The organism is Gammaproteobacteria bacterium (assembly GCA_040183005.1).
Classification (GTDB): domain Bacteria; phylum Pseudomonadota; class Gammaproteobacteria.
On the sequence record JAMPIW010000005.1, the window covers coordinates 106,781 to 123,416 of the forward strand.

Consider the following 16,636-nt stretch of genomic DNA (forward strand, 5'->3'; position numbering starts at 1 on the left):
GAATTGTTTCTCAATCCTTCAGCAGAAAGGTAGAAAATAGTATGAGCAACAAGGTATACCGCACCTTGCTGTTTTGGCTGGTCTGGGCTTCTTTCGCACTCATCGTCACGCTGGGACTGTATGTCGATACCGGCATCTGGGAATTCATAAAAAACGACACCACCAAGCTCACCTGGGTCATCCTTGTGCTGTTTGTGCTGAGCATGCTCGTCAGCTTCATACTCACCATGACACTGACGCGTGAATCCGTTGAAGTGATACACATGGAAAGGGTCGCCCGGGAAAAAGGCTTGATGGGTATCGCCACCCCACTGCAACGCCACGCCTCCCACCGATTCTTCGCCTCGCTTAAAGAGGTGGTGATGGTCAACGGTCCCATCAATCTGGAAGCGCTGCTCCAGACCGAAATCTCTTTCTATCAACGTGCCAGCCATGGCCTATCGGTCATGGGCAACCTGCTCATCACCCAGGGATTGATCGGGACAGTCATGGGCCTGAGCATCACACTGGCCGGTCTAAGCAGCTCGCTGGAGGCATTAGGCCACGACGAAGCACTGCTGCTGGAAGGGTTACGCAAGGCAATGGGCGGCATGGGTACGGCCTTCTACGCCACGCTGATGGGCGCAGTGTTTGGCGGATTGCTGCTGCGCGTGTTCGCCCTGATTACCGAAAATGGGGTTGAGGACCTCTATGATCGCATCATGAAAATCTGCCTGGTCTATTGCGCGGCCGATTGCAAACAAACGGAAGAAAAAGATGTGCGCATCCTCAACGGCGAGGTTGCCGCGCTGGGCGCGAATGTCAAACTGTTGCAGGATGCGTTTGCGGGCTCTAAACAAGCGATGATGGAATTCCGTGAAGAGGCCAAGCGCCTGAGCGATTTTGGTGATGGGCTGGAAAAAGGCGATGATCTTGCCGCCCTCAGAGAAGCCATCAAGATGCAAAAGCATTACCGTATTCTGTTGCGGCAGGAAATCAAGCTGGTGGATCAGGTCAACCGCGCCTGGTGGCCACCGCTGAAGAGGCTTTTCCTGTCCAGTCGCAAGCGACGATCACCGCCGTCTGGGTCGCCCCATGAATAGACGCCGCCGTTTCATGGATGAGAGCGTCTATATCACCTATTCAGATATGGCGTTGTTGATGCTGGTCATCTTTATCTTCCTGTTCACCATCATGGTGATCACCGCCCGCATGTCGGGCGGCAGCAAGCCCGAAAAACTGAAAGGACAGATGCAGGATCTCCAGCAGCGATTATCCGCAGCAGAGGCAGACAAAAAAAGCCTGGCAAAAAACCTTGAACAGATCGTTGTAAACAGCGAGGAAAACTATCTCGAAAAAATCCTCGAAACCTCCACCTTTGGCCGCAAGGACTTCGATCTTTTTATCGAAGGGCTGCAAAATATACCCGGCGATGACATTCACTTGGTGGTCGATGCCTCGGGCTCCATGCACGGCCTGGCATCCTTCCTAGTACCGGTACTGCGGCTGGTTGTCACAAAATCGGGCAAACGGCTATCCGCCATCACCTGGTTCTCCGACAACAAGGCAGAGACCTACACAGGCTCAATGGGCGAGATGTTCGACCGGCTGATGCGCGGCGCGCCTTTCATCGGCAGCATGGAAACCATAGGCTACGCCTTCCGCGTAGCCGCCAGAAACGCGCCACCGCCAGGCGCCTATTTGCTGGTTGGCGATGAACCATCTAATGACCAGATCTACTACGATAAAATTCCCAGCCCGGTATTCACCCTGCCGCTGGGCCGCTCGAACGACTCAACCAATTTCGCCTACGGCACGCTCGCGCAAAAAACCGGCGGCAAGATGCTGCACCTTGATTTCAAGTAGGATTTTTACAGGTTCTTCCAGTAGCGGTAGAACGCCTTCCCAATGCAATGATTACAGCCAGATCCGCATCTCAGCCCCTTACTCCTAGTCGGCCAACCAGCCATCTGTGCTACACTTTAAAATAATGATGATGTTTCAGGGACTCTTATGTCACGACCTTATGCCTATGGCCTATGTGACCTTATTTTGATCCTATGCCTGGTCGGCGGCATGCATGAAAGTGTACTAGCTACACCCACCCAAGGTACTCCGAACCAGGCAGACTCCGCGCCGCATCGTGGCAGTGGCACGAAGGCGCCTCCTATGACAGCGCGATTTGCATATGTCGCCAATCTCTATAACCACACTATCTCCATCTACAGGGTAAATGCTGTAACTGGTACTTTAGAGATGGCGGAAGTGGTTCCGGGCGAAAACGCTCCTCGCGCTATAACCACAGCCCCCTCAGGGAGCTTTGCGTATGCGGTTAATATGCACTCCAATACCTTGTCGAGTTATACCATTGACGGCGCGACTGGCATATTGACTGCGGCTGGCTCCATCTCTACAGGAACCAGCCCTGAAGCAGTAGCCGTGGACCCGAAGGAACGCTATGTGTATGTGGCAAACGGCCAGTCCAATGATATCTCAGCCTACCGCATCGACGGGGAGACCGGTCAACCAAAACCTATCGGCCACTACGCCACCGAGGCGTATCCTACTGCCATGGCCGTGGAACCCTGCGGCAAATACATTTATGTCGCGAATTATCTTGCCGACAGCGTATCTGCCTACGCCATAGATGCCGGCACCGGCGCGCTCAAAACTATAGGCACCGTGGCGACAGGTAAAAATCCTGGCGCGGTGGCAGTAAATCCCTTCAGCCAAATTGTGTACGTGGCCAACGGGATTTCCAGCACCATCTCAGCTTACCGCATCGATCCCAATGGCGGTGCTCTGACCGCTATTGGCACCTTCGCCGATCCAACTTACCCCTACTCGATAGCCGTAGGGCCATCAGGGAGGTTTCTCTATAGCGCCAATTTTGGTTCCAATGATGTTTCGGCCTATGCCATCGACGAGGATACCGGTGCACTACATATGTTAGGAACAGTCCCTGCAGGGGTAGGGCCATTCTCAATAGCCGTGGATCCCTCCGGCCGGTTCGCCTATGTAGCGAATGTCCGGTCGAGCAGCATATCCGCTTATGCTATCAACTCCGAGAACGGCATGCTGGTATCACCAGAGACAACACAGGGCCGACCCGGTGCGGCATCAATCAATCTAACCGCAGCCCCAAGGGCAACGACTGCGCCTTCGATAGATAACACAAGCTGTCTGCTGCATGCACAGTGATGCACGCCGTATGGCCAGCAATTACGTTCGCCCTTGCCCGGCAGCTACAAAAATAACACGCACTTGTTATTGGTTGGCGGGCGCGCTTTCCTGCAACTTTTTTTTCTGCTCCTGCAGCAATCGCTGAAATTCCTCGGGAGTTATTTTCGGCTTGGAGAAACGCGGCATCTCGATTTTCAGCGCGTTATGACTGATTTCTTTTCCTCCATTACGATCAATCTGCACAATGTTGTATGCCCCCAGCGGCATGTCCTTGGGAATAATTGCCTGCATTTTCTTTTCACCAATAATGGTTAGCTCAATAGACGGCAGCAGCTTCACCGCGGTAATGATATCCGCACCCCCAAGCAGGGCGATGTTATTGGTTAGGGTAACTTTCCCGACACGCTGGGTTAGTGGATAAATGGCCCGTATTTTCGGTTGTGTCAGGCTGGAAATATCGACTGCCATCAACCTTGACTGTTGTCCGGCCGCATACAACACATCGTCCTCCAATGTGATGCCCGATAGCTCCTCGCCGGTCTCAAACAACGCGATCTGCCTGACATTCTTGACGCCGACATCCAGCACATGAATCCCCACACCTTTTTCGTAAAGGAACACGGTATCGCCGCGCGCACGAACCAAGGCAAACTCATGATCAGTTTTATAACGTAAGATTGGCTTGAGGACCGTGTCGAGCACTTCCAGCCCACGATCCACCGTTGCGATAAAGATACGGTTGCTATCGACCCACACATCGTTCAGCTTTGCAGGGTAAGCCGCAAGGTGTTGCGGTTGCCCGGGATTTTTAACGTCCATAGCAATGAGCCCGGCACGGCTGCTCGCAACATAGGCACGCCCGTTATATACCTGCACACCCTGCGCGCCACCCACGATTTTCATGCCGCCAATGCGGTGCGTCTGATACGGATTGCGGATATCGGCCACCACCAACCCCTCGTCCTCGCCACCCTCAACGGCAAGATAAGCAACCGGCCCATCCAGCCAGACCGCCTTGGCAGTGCCGTTGATATCCAAGCCCGTGGCCCAGGTGGGATTCAGGTGATTGGTAATATCAAACACCTGCAATCCGGTCGCACTATTGGCCGTATAGGCGAACTTTCCCTGCGCGGCGACCTGCATCACCTGATTTTGGGGCTGGCTTGGGGCGTGATAATGACCCACCAGCGCGGGAGATGCGGGATTGCTGATATCCAGCACAACAAACCCGCCCCACCAATCGCCGATATAGGCATAATTACCCTTGATGCCGATGCCCCACGCCGCGCCGCTGCTGTCATAACTGCCGATGATGGCGGGATGGTGCGCATCGCTGATGTCGATCACTTGCACCCCCGCGAACCAGTCCGTGACATAAGCCAAAGCACCTTTCAGCTCAATGACGCGCGCATTGCCTGGCGTGGAGGTATGCCCCAGCACTTTCAGCTCGGCGGGATTTTTAATATCAAGCACATAAAAACCCTGGTCAAAAAAGGCCACGTACGCAGTATCACCTCGCACCACCACATCCTCCGCCGCGCCGCCCGGGCTAAATGTCCCTATCTGTCGCGGTCGGCGCGGATCGCTCACATCGAACACTAGCATGCCGGAAGCATCATCCGCGACATAGAGCACATCACCGGCAACCTCAAGGCTCCACGCCTTGCCGGGCGTGTCGACATCGGCAATGATCGCAGGCGCGCCAGGATTACTGACATCAATGATCTGAAAACCACCTCGATGGCTGGCAAGGTAGAGCAGATCGCCCACCAACTTCGGCGTATAGGCCAGACCGTTGGTAGGTAGATTGGCAACCTGCATGGGCTGGCGCGGATCCTTGATATTCAACACCAGCAGACCACGGTCATCATCCGCCACAAAAGCATAATCACCTCTCACCACCACACCCTTGGCAGAGCCCGGCGTATGAAAGGTAGACAACAGTTTGGGGCGGTGCGGATCACTGATATCATAGAGATGCAGGCCAGAGAACCAGTCCGACACATAGGCAATGCTATCGCGGATGAACAGCCTGCGCTCACCGCCAAAATTGACGCCCTGCCCCACATCCATATTTTCATTTGAAAACTGCGGCGGCACGCCAGAGAAATCCAGCACCTGAAGCGCAGACGGTGTGGCCGCGATCACCTCGCCGCCATTCAGCTCGGCACTGGCGACATTATATGTAGTGCGGTAAGAAGCAATGATAACGGGCATGGCAGGCTTGGCAATATCGAGCAGCATCAACTCGGCGCGGTCATTCCACACCAGCGCCTGCCGTCCCTGGATTTTCAGGCCAGTAACATTACCCAGCCGGCTGTGACTGCCCAACCACGTGACGCGCGCCGGATCGGAGACATCGAACACCCCCAGCCCGCCAACACCGCGCGCCACCAACGCCAGTCCATCCTGCACCGCCACATTCATCGCACCGCCCGTAACGGCATAACGCCCCGCCGGTTTGAGCTGGGATTTGTCACTGGCATCTAACGCCGTAAGACCCCGGGCACCATTCGCCACATAAACACGATCCCCCGCGACAAATAGCTTGCCCGCTTCCCCCTCCAGCGCATAACGGGAAAGCACGACGGCATTTTCCGGCGAACGGATATCAAGCACCGCAACACTGGCTTTATCCAGCAGCAGATACGCGTATCCGCCATCCACAAACACGTCTGTAATAGGCCGATCAGAACGATAGTGGCCTACCGCCTTGGGATGCGACGCGTCACTAACATCCACCATTTCCAGAGCCGTGGCGCCATCCGTAATCAAGGCCAGCCCACTGTCCACCACAATGCGGACAGCCGGATTTGCAGAAAAATGTCCAACCAATTTTGGAGCGCCTGGCATCCCAGCATCTATAATCCGTAACCCCTGCTCACCCGCTGCCAGATAGACCAATCCATCCCGCAGCGCCATATCACGCACTTTGTATTTCAATGGCAGCTCCTGCGTGACAAAAGGACCACCAGGCTCCAGCACAAACCGGCTACCGGGCGACACCGCGCCATTAGCGGTAACCATCACCTCTGCGGCACGGCCATAGGGCACCGTATCAGGGGCGACCACTACAGTTGCTGATTCAAGCGGCGCTGTAACAAAAATCAGCAGCCAAAACAAGACACGATGTAGCATGGTCATGAGACTCCTTGATTAAACACCATCCGGTGATGGCCGAAAAGATTATTGCAAGACTGGGTGATTCGACATATTAATCACGCCATGGATGTCGTCGACATACGACGCCCATCTTTCAGCGTTAGAATACAACACTCAACCGTTTGATATTAAAAAGAAAGAACAAAAAATATGAAATTGCGCCTTCTTGATAACTTCGGAAGATACTTTCATTTAGAATCTTTTTATCTTAATAAAAATGAGAAATAACAATCACAAATCCTCGGCAAGGGCGCTTGTCTCCACAAGCCGACAAATAATCCACCCAACCCGGCATGACTTATTTTCATGTCCATGGCGGCGCAGGCTGCACCACATTAAAGCACGCAGAAAAAAATAATATGCTATTGATTAATATATATATTCATAAACGACACCGAATTCCATTATTCATCCGCGCATCCACAAAAGAGCAGCGCCCTGCCACTGAATACGGAAACCTAATGCGGAAAAAATAATAATCATTTATATATCAATAATATATAATAATTATTCGCGAAATGGCGTGTTTTTTGCAATTATAACTTTGCATCATGACGTAACATTTAATCATTGATTCTACAGATTTTTTTGTAATTTCGGTGTAACATACAGTCACTGTCATACAATCCATCCTCTTTCCACCCAAAGAGAAAGGTATGGCCAACACGGTTTCAGGACTCAACCAATTAATAGGGGCCACCGCATTGAGCGACGTAGCGTTGGCATTGCCAACCACAGGCTTTAACCGATATCATCATCAATAGATAGCAAACGGAGGTCTTGAATCAATGAAAAATATCGCTCTCACGATGGCGCTTCTCGGGTCCATTGCAGCAACCCCAGCAAGTGCCGCAATACAAACGGTCAACGGCAGCTTCTTCGATATAAGTTACGATGACTCTCTGACTGGCCTGTTTGGCACCCCAACGATCGTTGGCAACACAGTCCAGTGGTTTCCGTCCGGCTTGCCCGGCTTCTCGGCATACAGCGCGGGCGACGGCATCCAGAAGGCCAGCTCGACCTTTGCGCTGACAATTGCCGCCAAACCGGATTCGGATTACAAGCTCACCAATTTCGAATTGCAGGAAAGCGGTGATTATTCTTACTTTGGCAGCGGGACAGTTGGCGTGGGCCTAGGGGGGCAGTTGCGCGTAACTCCGCTGGATCCGTCCAGCAGTACTGTGATATCCCCCATCGCCAACACTGGCACTTTCACGGCGAACGCCCCTCTCGACTTCAGCACAAAGGACTGGAACGCGACCGCCGCTGTGGACACGACGGGCCTCACCAAAGCCAATGTTACGATTGAGAACCTCTTGTTTGCTTACACGCCGCCCGGATCCTTCCCCACTCAGGCGTTCATCGAGAAAAAGGAGGCATTCCTGCATGTTACCGTGGTTCCCGAAGCCCAAACCTACATGATGCTTCTTGCTGGCCTAGGTCTGATAGGGACCATTGCATACCGTAGACGCCAATCGCAGTTCGATTGACCCGTTAAACGTTCTCACCTCTAATTAAAAGGGCTTGTTTTCGAACAGGCCCTTAATTTGTGGGGACAGGCTTAGATCATTCACACGGCGCGCTCAAAAGCCTCAAACTGGTGAAGCTCAAGTGACAATGTAACAAACAGGCAAGTTGCAACGCCATCTAATAATCACATAAATTCAACTCGAAGAGCAGCGCAAAATAGGACGGCGCGCACACGGATTTCACTGCTAAAAGTTCAGACAGCAAGGTTGCTATGTTCAGTTTTTACTACTAGCACCCTGAGGTCATTAACTATGAAAAAATCCACCCTCGCCCTGGCACTTTTCGGTGCCGTTATAGCAACTCCAGCAAGCGCCGCAATTCAAACGCTGAGCGGCAACTACTTCGACCTCAGCTACAATGACGCCCAGGCCAGCCTGTTTGGCACTCCGACGATCGTAGGCAACGTAGTCCAATGGTTCCCATCCGGATCACCAGGCTTCTCAACCACCAGCGCGGGCGATGGCGTCAAATCAGTCCAATCGAGCTTTGAACTAACACTTACCGCCAAATCAGGCTATCAGATCAACGGATTCACCCTGAATGAAGGCGGCGACTACTATTACTTCGGCGACGGTTTGGTTGGGGTAAATGCAGGCGGGATATTGCGCGTGACTCCGCAGGCGCCATATAGCGGCGCTGTGACATCCTCGATCACTGAAACAGCCGTTTTCACATCGAATCCCCTGTTCAACTTTAACACCAAGAACTGGAACGCCACCGCCTTCGCAGGGCTGGCGACACCGGCCATCAAGGCCAACGTGGCAATCGACAACCTTTTGTCCGCTTACACACCACTCGGATCCTTCCCGACTGATTCTTTCATTGAGAAGAAGGAGGCGTTCCTGAACGTGAACGTTAAAGCGGTCCCCGAACCCGCAACCTACACAATATTCCTCGTCGGCCTCTTGGGCCTGATAGGTGCGGTTGTCGGTCGCCGACGCCAAGTGCGACTCGATTGATCCACTAAACGTGGATCATCCTTGATAAGGGCTTGCTCGAAAACAAGCCCTTTTTTTGGCTCATTCTCATCTATTTGGGAACGCCCCCCTATCACAACCCAGCCAGCACCCTCTCCGCCGCGTCGAGCGTAGCATCAATCTCGGCCGTGCCGTGCGCCGATGAGACAAAGCCAGCCTCGAAAGCCGATGGCGCAAGGTATACGCCCTGCTCCAGCATGCCGTGAAAAAATAGCTTGAAACGCTCCACATTGCAGTTCATCACTTGGGCGTAACTGTGGATGCTGGTTTCGTCACTGAAGAACAGGCCAAACATGCCGCCCACCTGGTTGGCGCACATGGGAATGCCCGCCGCTTTGGCGCGCGCAGTGACGCCATCCGTGAGGCGCTGGGTCATCATAGACAGATCGCTATAAAACCCTGGCTTGAGAAGCTTGGTGAGGGTGGCCAACCCTGCAGCCATCGCCACGGGATTTCCGGAGAGGGTGCCGGCCTGATAGACCGGGCCAAGTGGGGCAATACGCTCCATGACCGCCCTTTTGCCACCGAAGGCGCCGACTGGCAGCCCCCCGCCGACAATCTTGCCTAAGGTGGTGAGGTCCGGCGTCACGCCATAGAACTGTTGCGCCCCACCCAGTGCGACACGGAAGCCGGTCATCACTTCATCGAAGATCAGTACCGCGCCGTATTCATCACAGATAGTGCGTAGCCCTTCCAGAAAACCGGGCAAGGGCGGAATGCAATTCATATTGCCCGCCACGGGTTCAACGATGATACAGGCGATTTGCCCGCCGACATGAGCGAAGGCCTCCTCCACTTGAGAGAGGTCATTGTAATCGAGTGTGATGGTGTGTTCGGCCAGCGCCACCGGCACACCCGGCGATGTCGGCACACCCAGGGTGAGCGCACCGGAGCCGGCCTTGACCAGCAGCGAATCCGAATGCCCGTGGTAACAACCCTCAAATTTGACGATTTTGTCGCGCCCGGCGTAACCGCGCGCCAGGCGAATCGCGCTCATGGTGGCCTCGGTGCCGGAGCTGACCATGCGCACCATTTCCATGGATGGCACCAGCTCGCAGAGCAGGTCGGCCATGGTGGTTTCGATAGCGGTCGGAGCGCCAAAACCAAGGCCGTTGGCGGCGGCTTCTTGCACTGCCTTGATTACTTCGGGATCGGCGTGCCCGAGAATCATCGGCCCCCATGAGCCAACATAATCGATGTAGCGCCGGTCGTCTTCGTCATACACATATGCGCCAGCGCCGCGTTTGAGGAATACCGGCTCGCCACCCACGCCACGAAACGCGCGCACCGGCGAGTTCACACCGCCAGGGATATGCCGCTGGGCCTGTTGGAAAAGTTCATGGGATCGAGTCATTACGTGTTTCCTTCTTGTTCGAAAAGTTGTGTGTATCGCCGTGCCGCGTGCGCCGGGTCAGGTCGGCCAAACAGGCCCCCGATCACCGCCAGCATATCAACGCCAGCCTCGACCAATACAGCGCCGTTATCCGGCGTAATACCGCCAATGGCTACCACTGGAATAGCGAGGGTCGCCTTGGCGCGGCGAATCAAATCTATGCTCGCCTGTACGGCACTGGGCTTGGTTTGAGAGGCAAAAAACCGCCCGAAGGCGATGTAATCGGCACCTTCCTCCTGCGCCGTTACTGCCAGCTCAAAATTATTGTAACAGGAGACACCAATCACCGCCGCCGCCCCCAGAATACGCCTTGCCTCCGTCAGCGGTATATCGTCGCACCCCAGGTGCACGCCATCCGCGCCAACAGATCGGGCGAGCGCCACGTCATCATTGATGATCAGCGGCACGCCATGCGAGCGGCACAATGTAAGTAAATCACGAGCATCACTCTCGCGGTGCAGGCCGTCCAGGCCTTTATCCCGATACTGGATCACCGCGGCGCCGCCCGCAATGGCACGGCTCACGACATCCAGGAGACGCCCTGGCACAATCAAGCTGCTATCTGTGATGGCGTAAAGACCACGCAACGGCATTTTCACGCGCCTTGATCCTCATCCTCCCGCGCCCAAAAAAGCCGGTTAGGCAGGTATTGTCCCATGCCGATGCGGTAGCCGTGTTTCAACGTTTCCCAGGTATATTCCTGCGCCTCATGTATGGCGGTAAAGGGCTCCATACCATGAGCCAGCAGGCCAGCGATGGCGGATGCCAAGGTACAACCGGAACCATGATAGCTCGCTGGCAGACGCTCCCAGGAGAATGATTCCAATTGACGCCGGTTACCGTGCAGCGTATTAATCACCGCTGCGGTGTTTTCGTGGGCGCCGGTGATAAGGACGAATTCGCAGCCGTTTTCCAGGATTTCCTGCGCACAGGCATCGAGAGTATCGGCCTCCGGTGCCAGAGCGCGCGCCTCCAGGGTATTGGGAGTCAACACCGTAGTCAGCGGAAACAGCAACGTCACCATGGCGTCCACGACTTCCTCATCGGCTAGTTCACCGCCACCGCCCGCTGCTCGCACTGGGTCGAGCACGACGGGGACATCCGGGTAATCTTGCAACAAGGTGTGGATCGCCTCCACATTCTCCACGCTGCCCACCATCCCGATCTTGAAGGCAGCCACCGGCATGTCTTCCAGCACCGCGCGCGCCTGCGCAATGACCAAGGCGGCGTCGATGGCCGTGTATCCTTGCACCTGCTGGGTATCCTGCACCGTGATTGCCGTAATTACCGGCGCCGCATGGCAGCCCATACTCGCAAGCGTCTCGATATCGGCCTGAATGCCCGCCCCGCCAGTGGAGTCGCAGCCGGCAAAAACCATGACCACCGGAATGGATTGTTGCTCAGTCATACTCACACGTCCTTGAAAAGCGATAATTGTACCGCCATTATGTCTGCATATATTGAAATTTTACACCGTTATAGCATTTCGCTCGCCACAAAAAAAATGCGAAGATTCGCTCCGGAATAATACCGGATTTCGCTTGATTAGACTTGGAGCACGTTTGTGACAGTTCAGACACTGGAATTAAAAACCTATATGTGTGTAATTTGCGGTTTCGTTTATGATGAGGCCGTAGGCCTGCCCGCAGAAGGGATTGCGCCCGGCACCCGCTGGGAGGATGTGCCGCTTACATGGCGCTGCCCGGATTGCGGGGCAGGCAAGGAAGATTTCGAGATGATGGAAATTTAGAGCCTATCCGCGAGCAAGTCATCCCTGCGGAAAAACAAAAGCCAGCCCGGAGGCTGGCTTTTGTATGACTCGATTCTGGCTTATTACAGAGCCAAAACGAAATCTACCAGCTTTTCGATGTTGGCATCGGAAACGCGGGGGGAGTAGGGAGGCATTGGCACGCCGCCGGTCACTGCGGTCCAGTTACCTTTGCCACCGGCCTTGACCTTGGCAACCAGCTCAGCTTTGGCACCGGCATTACCCTTGTATTTGGCGGCGACATCTTTCCAAGCTGGGCCAACAACTTTCTTTTCTACGCTGTGGCAAGCCAAGCAACCACTGGCCTTGGCCAGCTCCAGATCTGCGCTGGCCTGACCTGCGCCCAGCAACATTACGGCTGCGGCGGAAACACCCAACAAACGTGCTCTCATGCTTTTTCTCTCCTTTTCATTTGACTGACAAAAATCGCGCTGCCGACACCTCAATCAGGACTCGGCGACATGCGATGTTTTACGGGCGATATTTTTATGAGAAAAACACTGTTATTCCAAAGAAAAACAGCGCCCTTCCCCTGTTGAATTATGCATTCAACAGTCTGCTTTTATGCCATGAGGTCAGCCGAGTGTCAAGCGGGAATAGAGTTGATCAGGGCAATTGCATAAAGTCTGCTTAAACCTATAAACAGCGATTGAACTGCCATATATGCCGTAATACACTGATTTTGTGTAAGAACATGGAAAGGAGACATTCACCAAATAGGCGAGGCAAAGCGCAAGGCAAAAATGACGCCCTAGCAGCCTGTCGGACTTAAAACACTTGGGGCAATAAGCCACCCTCCTCAGCGTGTATTTGCACAATTAATAGGCATATTTCGCTGTTTTTTTACTCTATTTCCATCATTTTTCGCCTATTTCACCCACTTTGGACGCAATTCTGGCGCAATATGGCCATTCGTTTCAAATTCCACGCCAGGCACACCAGCGTCCATTCGTGACCAACCTTCTCCAGACCCCGCAACATGAACTGGCGAAACCCCATCACCGATTCGATAATGCCGAACACCGGCTCCACCGTTTGCTTGCGTAGCGCATAGCTCGCCTTGCCTGCCTGAGTCTTGAGCGTGTGCTTCATTGTCTCGACCGGGGTGGCGTTTGTCGGCAGGGGATCGGGTTCACTGAAGTGTTCTTTCCAGCCGGGATGATGTGCATCCCGGCCGATGGAGATCAGCGGTTCAACTTCCGCCTCGATGCAGGCATTGACGTTCTGCTCGCTGAAGTAGCCGGTATCCGCCAGCAATATCTCGGGCGCGTTCATGCCTTCTGGCAAGGCTCCTATCTTGCCCAGTGCAGGTTGGATCTGTTGCTTGTCGTTGGGGACCTGGGTGATATAGGGGACGATGACCAGCATGGACCGATAGTGCCGCCGTGCTCGGTATACATTTTGGGACATCCCTGCCCCAAAATGCCCGCGCTCGGCGGCAGCCATGCCTTCGGCAGCCCGGACCGTCCTGCGTCCGCAGCGGCGCGCTACTACGCAGCGCACCACAGCTACCACAATGACTCTACGCCTGTCGTTGGCATCCCATTTTGTCTACGCCTGCGCTCTCGCGCAGACTCCGATAAAACAGGACGCCCTAGGCTATCCCTGTCTCTTGATCACATTTCATATGAGAGCTATCTTGTAACCCTCTGAGGCAAAAGGAGCGTTCGGTTGCAATGATACCCAAGGATGAGATGGAATGGTCACGACGGATGTTTGGCGACTGTGAACTAGGCGGCGCACGGGGCGCTTGGTGGACGTGGCGGCACTCATGTCGAAGCAGATGGGCCGTTCACTGGCGAAGAGCTGCCAGGGCGATGGCGCGGCATTATTGGGCGGCTACCGATTGCTGCGTAACGACGGTGTGAAACCGGAAGCCATCCGAGAGGGTAGCTTCGCCAGCGTAGCGCGGCACGCCCAAGCGCATGCGTTGTTGCTGGCCGTGGAAGACACCACCAGCGTGAGCTATACGCATGCGGTGGAGGGCGAGCTGGGCATCACGAGCAACCAAAAAGACGCGAAGCGCAAAGGCTTTCAGGTGCATTCGGTGCTGCTGCTGGATGCCGCTGGCGAAAATACCGTCGGGTTGATTGAGCAGAGTCACTGGTGTCGAAAGCGCAAAGACCACGGCAAGAAACACTCACGCAAGCAACGCGCCTATGAAGACAAGGAAAGCTACAAGTGGGAACAAGCTTCGGAGCGCACCGCCGAGCGTTTGGGCGCCACGATGGCGCGCACCATCTCGGTGTGTGATCGTGAATCCGACGTGTACGAGTACCTGGATTACAAGTTGCGGCACGCGCAGCGCTTTGTGATCCGGGCCAAGGTGGATCGACGCGTGCTGCACAGCGCGCACCCGCTGTTTGCGACGCTGGAACAGGATGCGGCGCGGTTGAGTTGTTATACGGTGAACGTCGTGCAGCGCGGAGGCCGCAAAGCGCGTCAAGCCACGGTGCATCTGCGCAGCCTGAGTCTGGAACTACACGCCCCGGCAGGGGGTGCCGGCTGCCGTGAGCCGTTAACCGTGAACGCGATTCTGGTTGAGGAGAAGGATGCACCGCCGGACGTGGAACCGTTACGCTGGGTGTTGCTGACGAGCGAACTGGTGGGCAGCGCGGACGAGGCGCGGCAGGTGGTGCGCTCACTCGCGCCAGATTGCGCATTGAGGATTATCACAAGGCGTGGAAGAGTGGCGTGGGAGTGGAAAGGCAACGCTTCCAAAGCGCGGCGAACCTGGAACGGATGTTAGTGATCACCGCGTTTCTGGCCGTGCGCTTGTTGCAATTGCGAGAAATGCTGGACACGCCGGAGGAGGATGAGCAGGTGAGCTGCGACACGCTACTGAGCGAAGACGAGTGGACCGTGTTGTGGGTATCGACCCAGCGCAGCGCGCCACCGACGACGGCGCCATCGATTCGTTGGGCGTGCTTGGCGGTCGCGAAGTTGGGCGGATTTACTGACACCAAGCGCACTGGGCGTCCTGGGTGGGACACGATGTGGCATGGCTGGTTTCGCTTGAAGGAGCGACTTGAGGGCTATCAAATGAGCAGGCTCGCGCGTGCCACATTGTGATCAAGAGACAGAGGCTCCGATCGGGGGATCCTCCCCCTCACCCCCTTTTCGAATACCAGAATAACCATACGTCCCTTGCGCCAATCATCATAAATGTGTTTGACTCTGCCATGCCTGCAAACAAAAATGAAATATCCACAGGGGGTAAAAATGGAGTCAATGGATGAACTTATCGACAGCATCCTCAGAGAGATGGACATCGACGCCGATGAAATCTCCCTGCGCAAGGACTACCTCGAGATCATCGCGAACGACGAGGCGCTGCTCAAGGAACTGCACGGCCACCTGAGCGCGGCGCGCTCCTATTTCATCGACGATTTTTATGCCCATCTCGCGGCCTTCACCCCAACACAGGCCCTGATTCCCGATGCGCGCACCCTGGTGCGCCTGAAACAAAAACAGTCGGAATACTTCGACCGCCTGACGGCGGGAGAATACGATTGGGACTATGTGCGCGATCGCCTGCGCGTGGGCGTTGTGCATCAGCGCGTCGGGCTGGCCCCCCAATGGTACCTGGGCGCCTACAGCAAATACCTCATAAACCTGTTGCCCGAGGTGTGGCACATCACCCAGGGTGACGCCGACAAGACGTTGGCGGCGCTACGCGCCCTGATCAGGATAATTTTTTTCGACATGGGTCTGGCCATCGACACCTATATCCATGCCGATCGCCGGGCCATCGAATCGCTGAAGGCGCATGCTGAGAACATCGTCGTCAGCCTGCCTCTGTGCTTGTTGGTGATTTCCACGGAACACCGCGTGGTCTCTGCCAACCTGCCGTGCGGGGCGCTGTTCGGCTTGAGCGCCGATCACCTGACCGGGAAACACCTTGAAGAGATTTTGCCAGAGACAGGCATTCAAGAGGCGGTGGATGAAGTGCTGGCAACGGGCAAGGCACGGCAGGGCATGGCCGTTAAAATCGCCAGTGAAGGAGAGACAAAATATCTGCGGATCTCCATTGCCCGGCTCGATTCCGCAGAAAAACAGCCCCCGGAAGCGGCGCAACTTCTCCTCGCCGTAGAAAACCTCACTAAAGAGGAGAAGTTGCGCGCTCGCGCCATAGAGGCCGCAGAGCACACCCGCGCCATCATGGACAACGTGATTGATAGCATCATCACCATCAATGAGCACGGCATTATCGAATCCTTCAACCGTTCCGCACAGCGAGTCTTCGGCTATGACGCGGATGAAGTAATCGGCCAGAACGTCAACATGCTGATGCCCGAACCCCATCACAGCCAGCATAACGGCTATGTAGCACGCTATCTGAGCACCCGCCAAGCCAGATGCCTTAACTTCGGTGTGCGCGAGATACAGGGCCTACGCAAGGACGGCTCGACCTTTCCCATGAATCTTGCCGTCAGCGATATGCAGCTTGGCGACCGGTTCTTGATAATCGGCATCGTGCGGGACATCACGGAGCACAAACAGGACAAGGAGCGGCTCCATTATCTCGTCAATTTTGACGAACTAACTGGCCTGCCCAACCGCAACCTGTTTCAAGACCGGCTGAGCCAGCGTCTGACCCATGCCTTCCGGCACGATAATCAACCGGTAGCCTTGCTGTTTCTC

The 16,636-nt window shown here is 55.1% G+C and carries 14 protein-coding genes and 1 pseudogene; 9 read left to right on the top strand and 6 right to left on the bottom strand.

Annotation, left to right across the window (positions count from 1 at the left end):
- Nucleotides 1–41: 41 nt before the first annotated feature.
- The 3 genes from M3A44_05705 to M3A44_05715 all read left to right on the top strand — a co-directional run bounded on the left by M3A44_05705 (nucleotide 42) and on the right by M3A44_05715 (nucleotide 3,180).
- Nucleotides 42–1,082, top strand: a complete 1,041-nt coding sequence (locus M3A44_05705; GenBank protein MEQ6341149.1) for a MotA/TolQ/ExbB proton channel family protein — start codon at nucleotides 42–44, stop codon at nucleotides 1,080–1,082.
- Nucleotides 1,075–1,845 (top strand): hypothetical protein, encoded by a 771-nt coding sequence (locus M3A44_05710; GenBank protein MEQ6341150.1) that lies wholly within the window; start codon nucleotides 1,075–1,077, stop codon nucleotides 1,843–1,845. Before M3A44_05705 ends, M3A44_05710 begins: the two co-directional genes overlap by 8 nt.
- Nucleotides 1,846–2,316: 471 nt before the next feature.
- Nucleotides 2,317–3,180, top strand: a complete 864-nt coding sequence (locus tag M3A44_05715; protein MEQ6341151.1) for a lactonase family protein — start codon at nucleotides 2,317–2,319, stop codon at nucleotides 3,178–3,180.
- A 66-nt stretch (nucleotides 3,181–3,246) separates the two neighbouring features.
- On the opposite strand, the gene M3A44_05720 is transcribed toward M3A44_05715, so the two are convergent.
- Complete coding sequence (locus M3A44_05720) at nucleotides 3,247–6,306, bottom strand: hypothetical protein (GenBank protein MEQ6341152.1); 3,060 nt, start codon at nucleotides 6,304–6,306, stop codon at nucleotides 3,247–3,249.
- Between the two features lie 806 nt (nucleotides 6,307–7,112).
- On the opposite strand from M3A44_05720, the gene M3A44_05725 reads away from it, so the two are divergent.
- Nucleotides 7,113–7,814, top strand: coding sequence for a PEP-CTERM sorting domain-containing protein (locus M3A44_05725; protein ID MEQ6341153.1), 702 nt, complete (start codon nucleotides 7,113–7,115; stop codon nucleotides 7,812–7,814).
- A 291-nt stretch (nucleotides 7,815–8,105) separates the two neighbouring features.
- Nucleotides 8,106–8,813: a PEP-CTERM sorting domain-containing protein gene (locus tag M3A44_05730; GenBank protein ID MEQ6341154.1), complete on the top strand. Its 708-nt coding sequence runs from the start codon at nucleotides 8,106–8,108 to the stop codon at nucleotides 8,811–8,813.
- Nucleotides 8,814–8,904: 91 nt separating this feature from the next.
- Here M3A44_05730 and hemL read toward each other — a convergent pair whose 3' ends face one another.
- Genes hemL through M3A44_05745 form a run of 3 tightly spaced genes read right to left on the bottom strand, consistent with a single transcriptional unit; the run spans nucleotide 8,905 to nucleotide 11,632 of the window.
- Nucleotides 8,905–10,185 (bottom strand): glutamate-1-semialdehyde 2,1-aminomutase, encoded by a 1,281-nt coding sequence (gene hemL / locus M3A44_05735; protein ID MEQ6341155.1) that lies wholly within the window; start codon nucleotides 10,183–10,185, stop codon nucleotides 8,905–8,907.
- Entirely contained in the window at nucleotides 10,185–10,817 is a 633-nt protein-coding gene (thiE, locus tag M3A44_05740; GenBank protein MEQ6341156.1) for a thiamine phosphate synthase, read from the bottom strand. Before thiE ends, hemL begins: the two co-directional genes overlap by 1 nt.
- Nucleotides 10,818–10,819: 2 nt before the next feature.
- Nucleotides 10,820–11,632: a hydroxymethylpyrimidine/phosphomethylpyrimidine kinase gene (locus tag M3A44_05745; protein MEQ6341157.1), complete on the bottom strand. Its 813-nt coding sequence runs from the start codon at nucleotides 11,630–11,632 to the stop codon at nucleotides 10,820–10,822.
- A gap of 189 nt (nucleotides 11,633–11,821) precedes the next feature.
- Between M3A44_05745 and M3A44_05750 the strand changes: the two genes are divergently transcribed.
- On the top strand, nucleotides 11,822–11,974 hold the full coding sequence (locus M3A44_05750; GenBank protein MEQ6341158.1) for a rubredoxin: 153 nt from the start codon (nucleotides 11,822–11,824) through the stop codon (nucleotides 11,972–11,974).
- Between the two features lie 83 nt (nucleotides 11,975–12,057).
- Here M3A44_05750 and M3A44_05755 read toward each other — a convergent pair whose 3' ends face one another.
- The gene (locus M3A44_05755) at nucleotides 12,058–12,384 is read right to left on the bottom strand and encodes a c-type cytochrome (protein ID MEQ6341159.1); all 327 of its coding nucleotides are present in this window, start codon (nucleotides 12,382–12,384) and stop codon (nucleotides 12,058–12,060) included.
- A 481-nt stretch (nucleotides 12,385–12,865) separates the two neighbouring features.
- A pseudogene (locus M3A44_05760) lies at nucleotides 12,866–13,363 on the bottom strand (transposase).
- 400 nt (nucleotides 13,364–13,763) lie between these two features.
- Between M3A44_05760 and M3A44_05765 the strand changes: the two are divergent.
- The 3 genes from M3A44_05765 to M3A44_05775 form a co-directional block, all read left to right on the top strand.
- A complete protein-coding gene (locus M3A44_05765) occupies nucleotides 13,764–14,741 on the top strand; it encodes an IS4 family transposase (GenBank protein ID MEQ6341160.1) in 978 nt (325 codons plus the stop codon).
- On the top strand, nucleotides 14,693–15,064 hold the full coding sequence (locus M3A44_05770) for a hypothetical protein (GenBank protein MEQ6341161.1): 372 nt from the start codon (nucleotides 14,693–14,695) through the stop codon (nucleotides 15,062–15,064). Before M3A44_05765 ends, M3A44_05770 begins: the two co-directional genes overlap by 49 nt.
- 150 nt (nucleotides 15,065–15,214) lie before the next feature.
- On the top strand, nucleotides 15,215–16,636 hold a 1,422-nt coding region (locus tag M3A44_05775), incomplete at its 3' end, for a PAS domain S-box protein (GenBank protein MEQ6341162.1).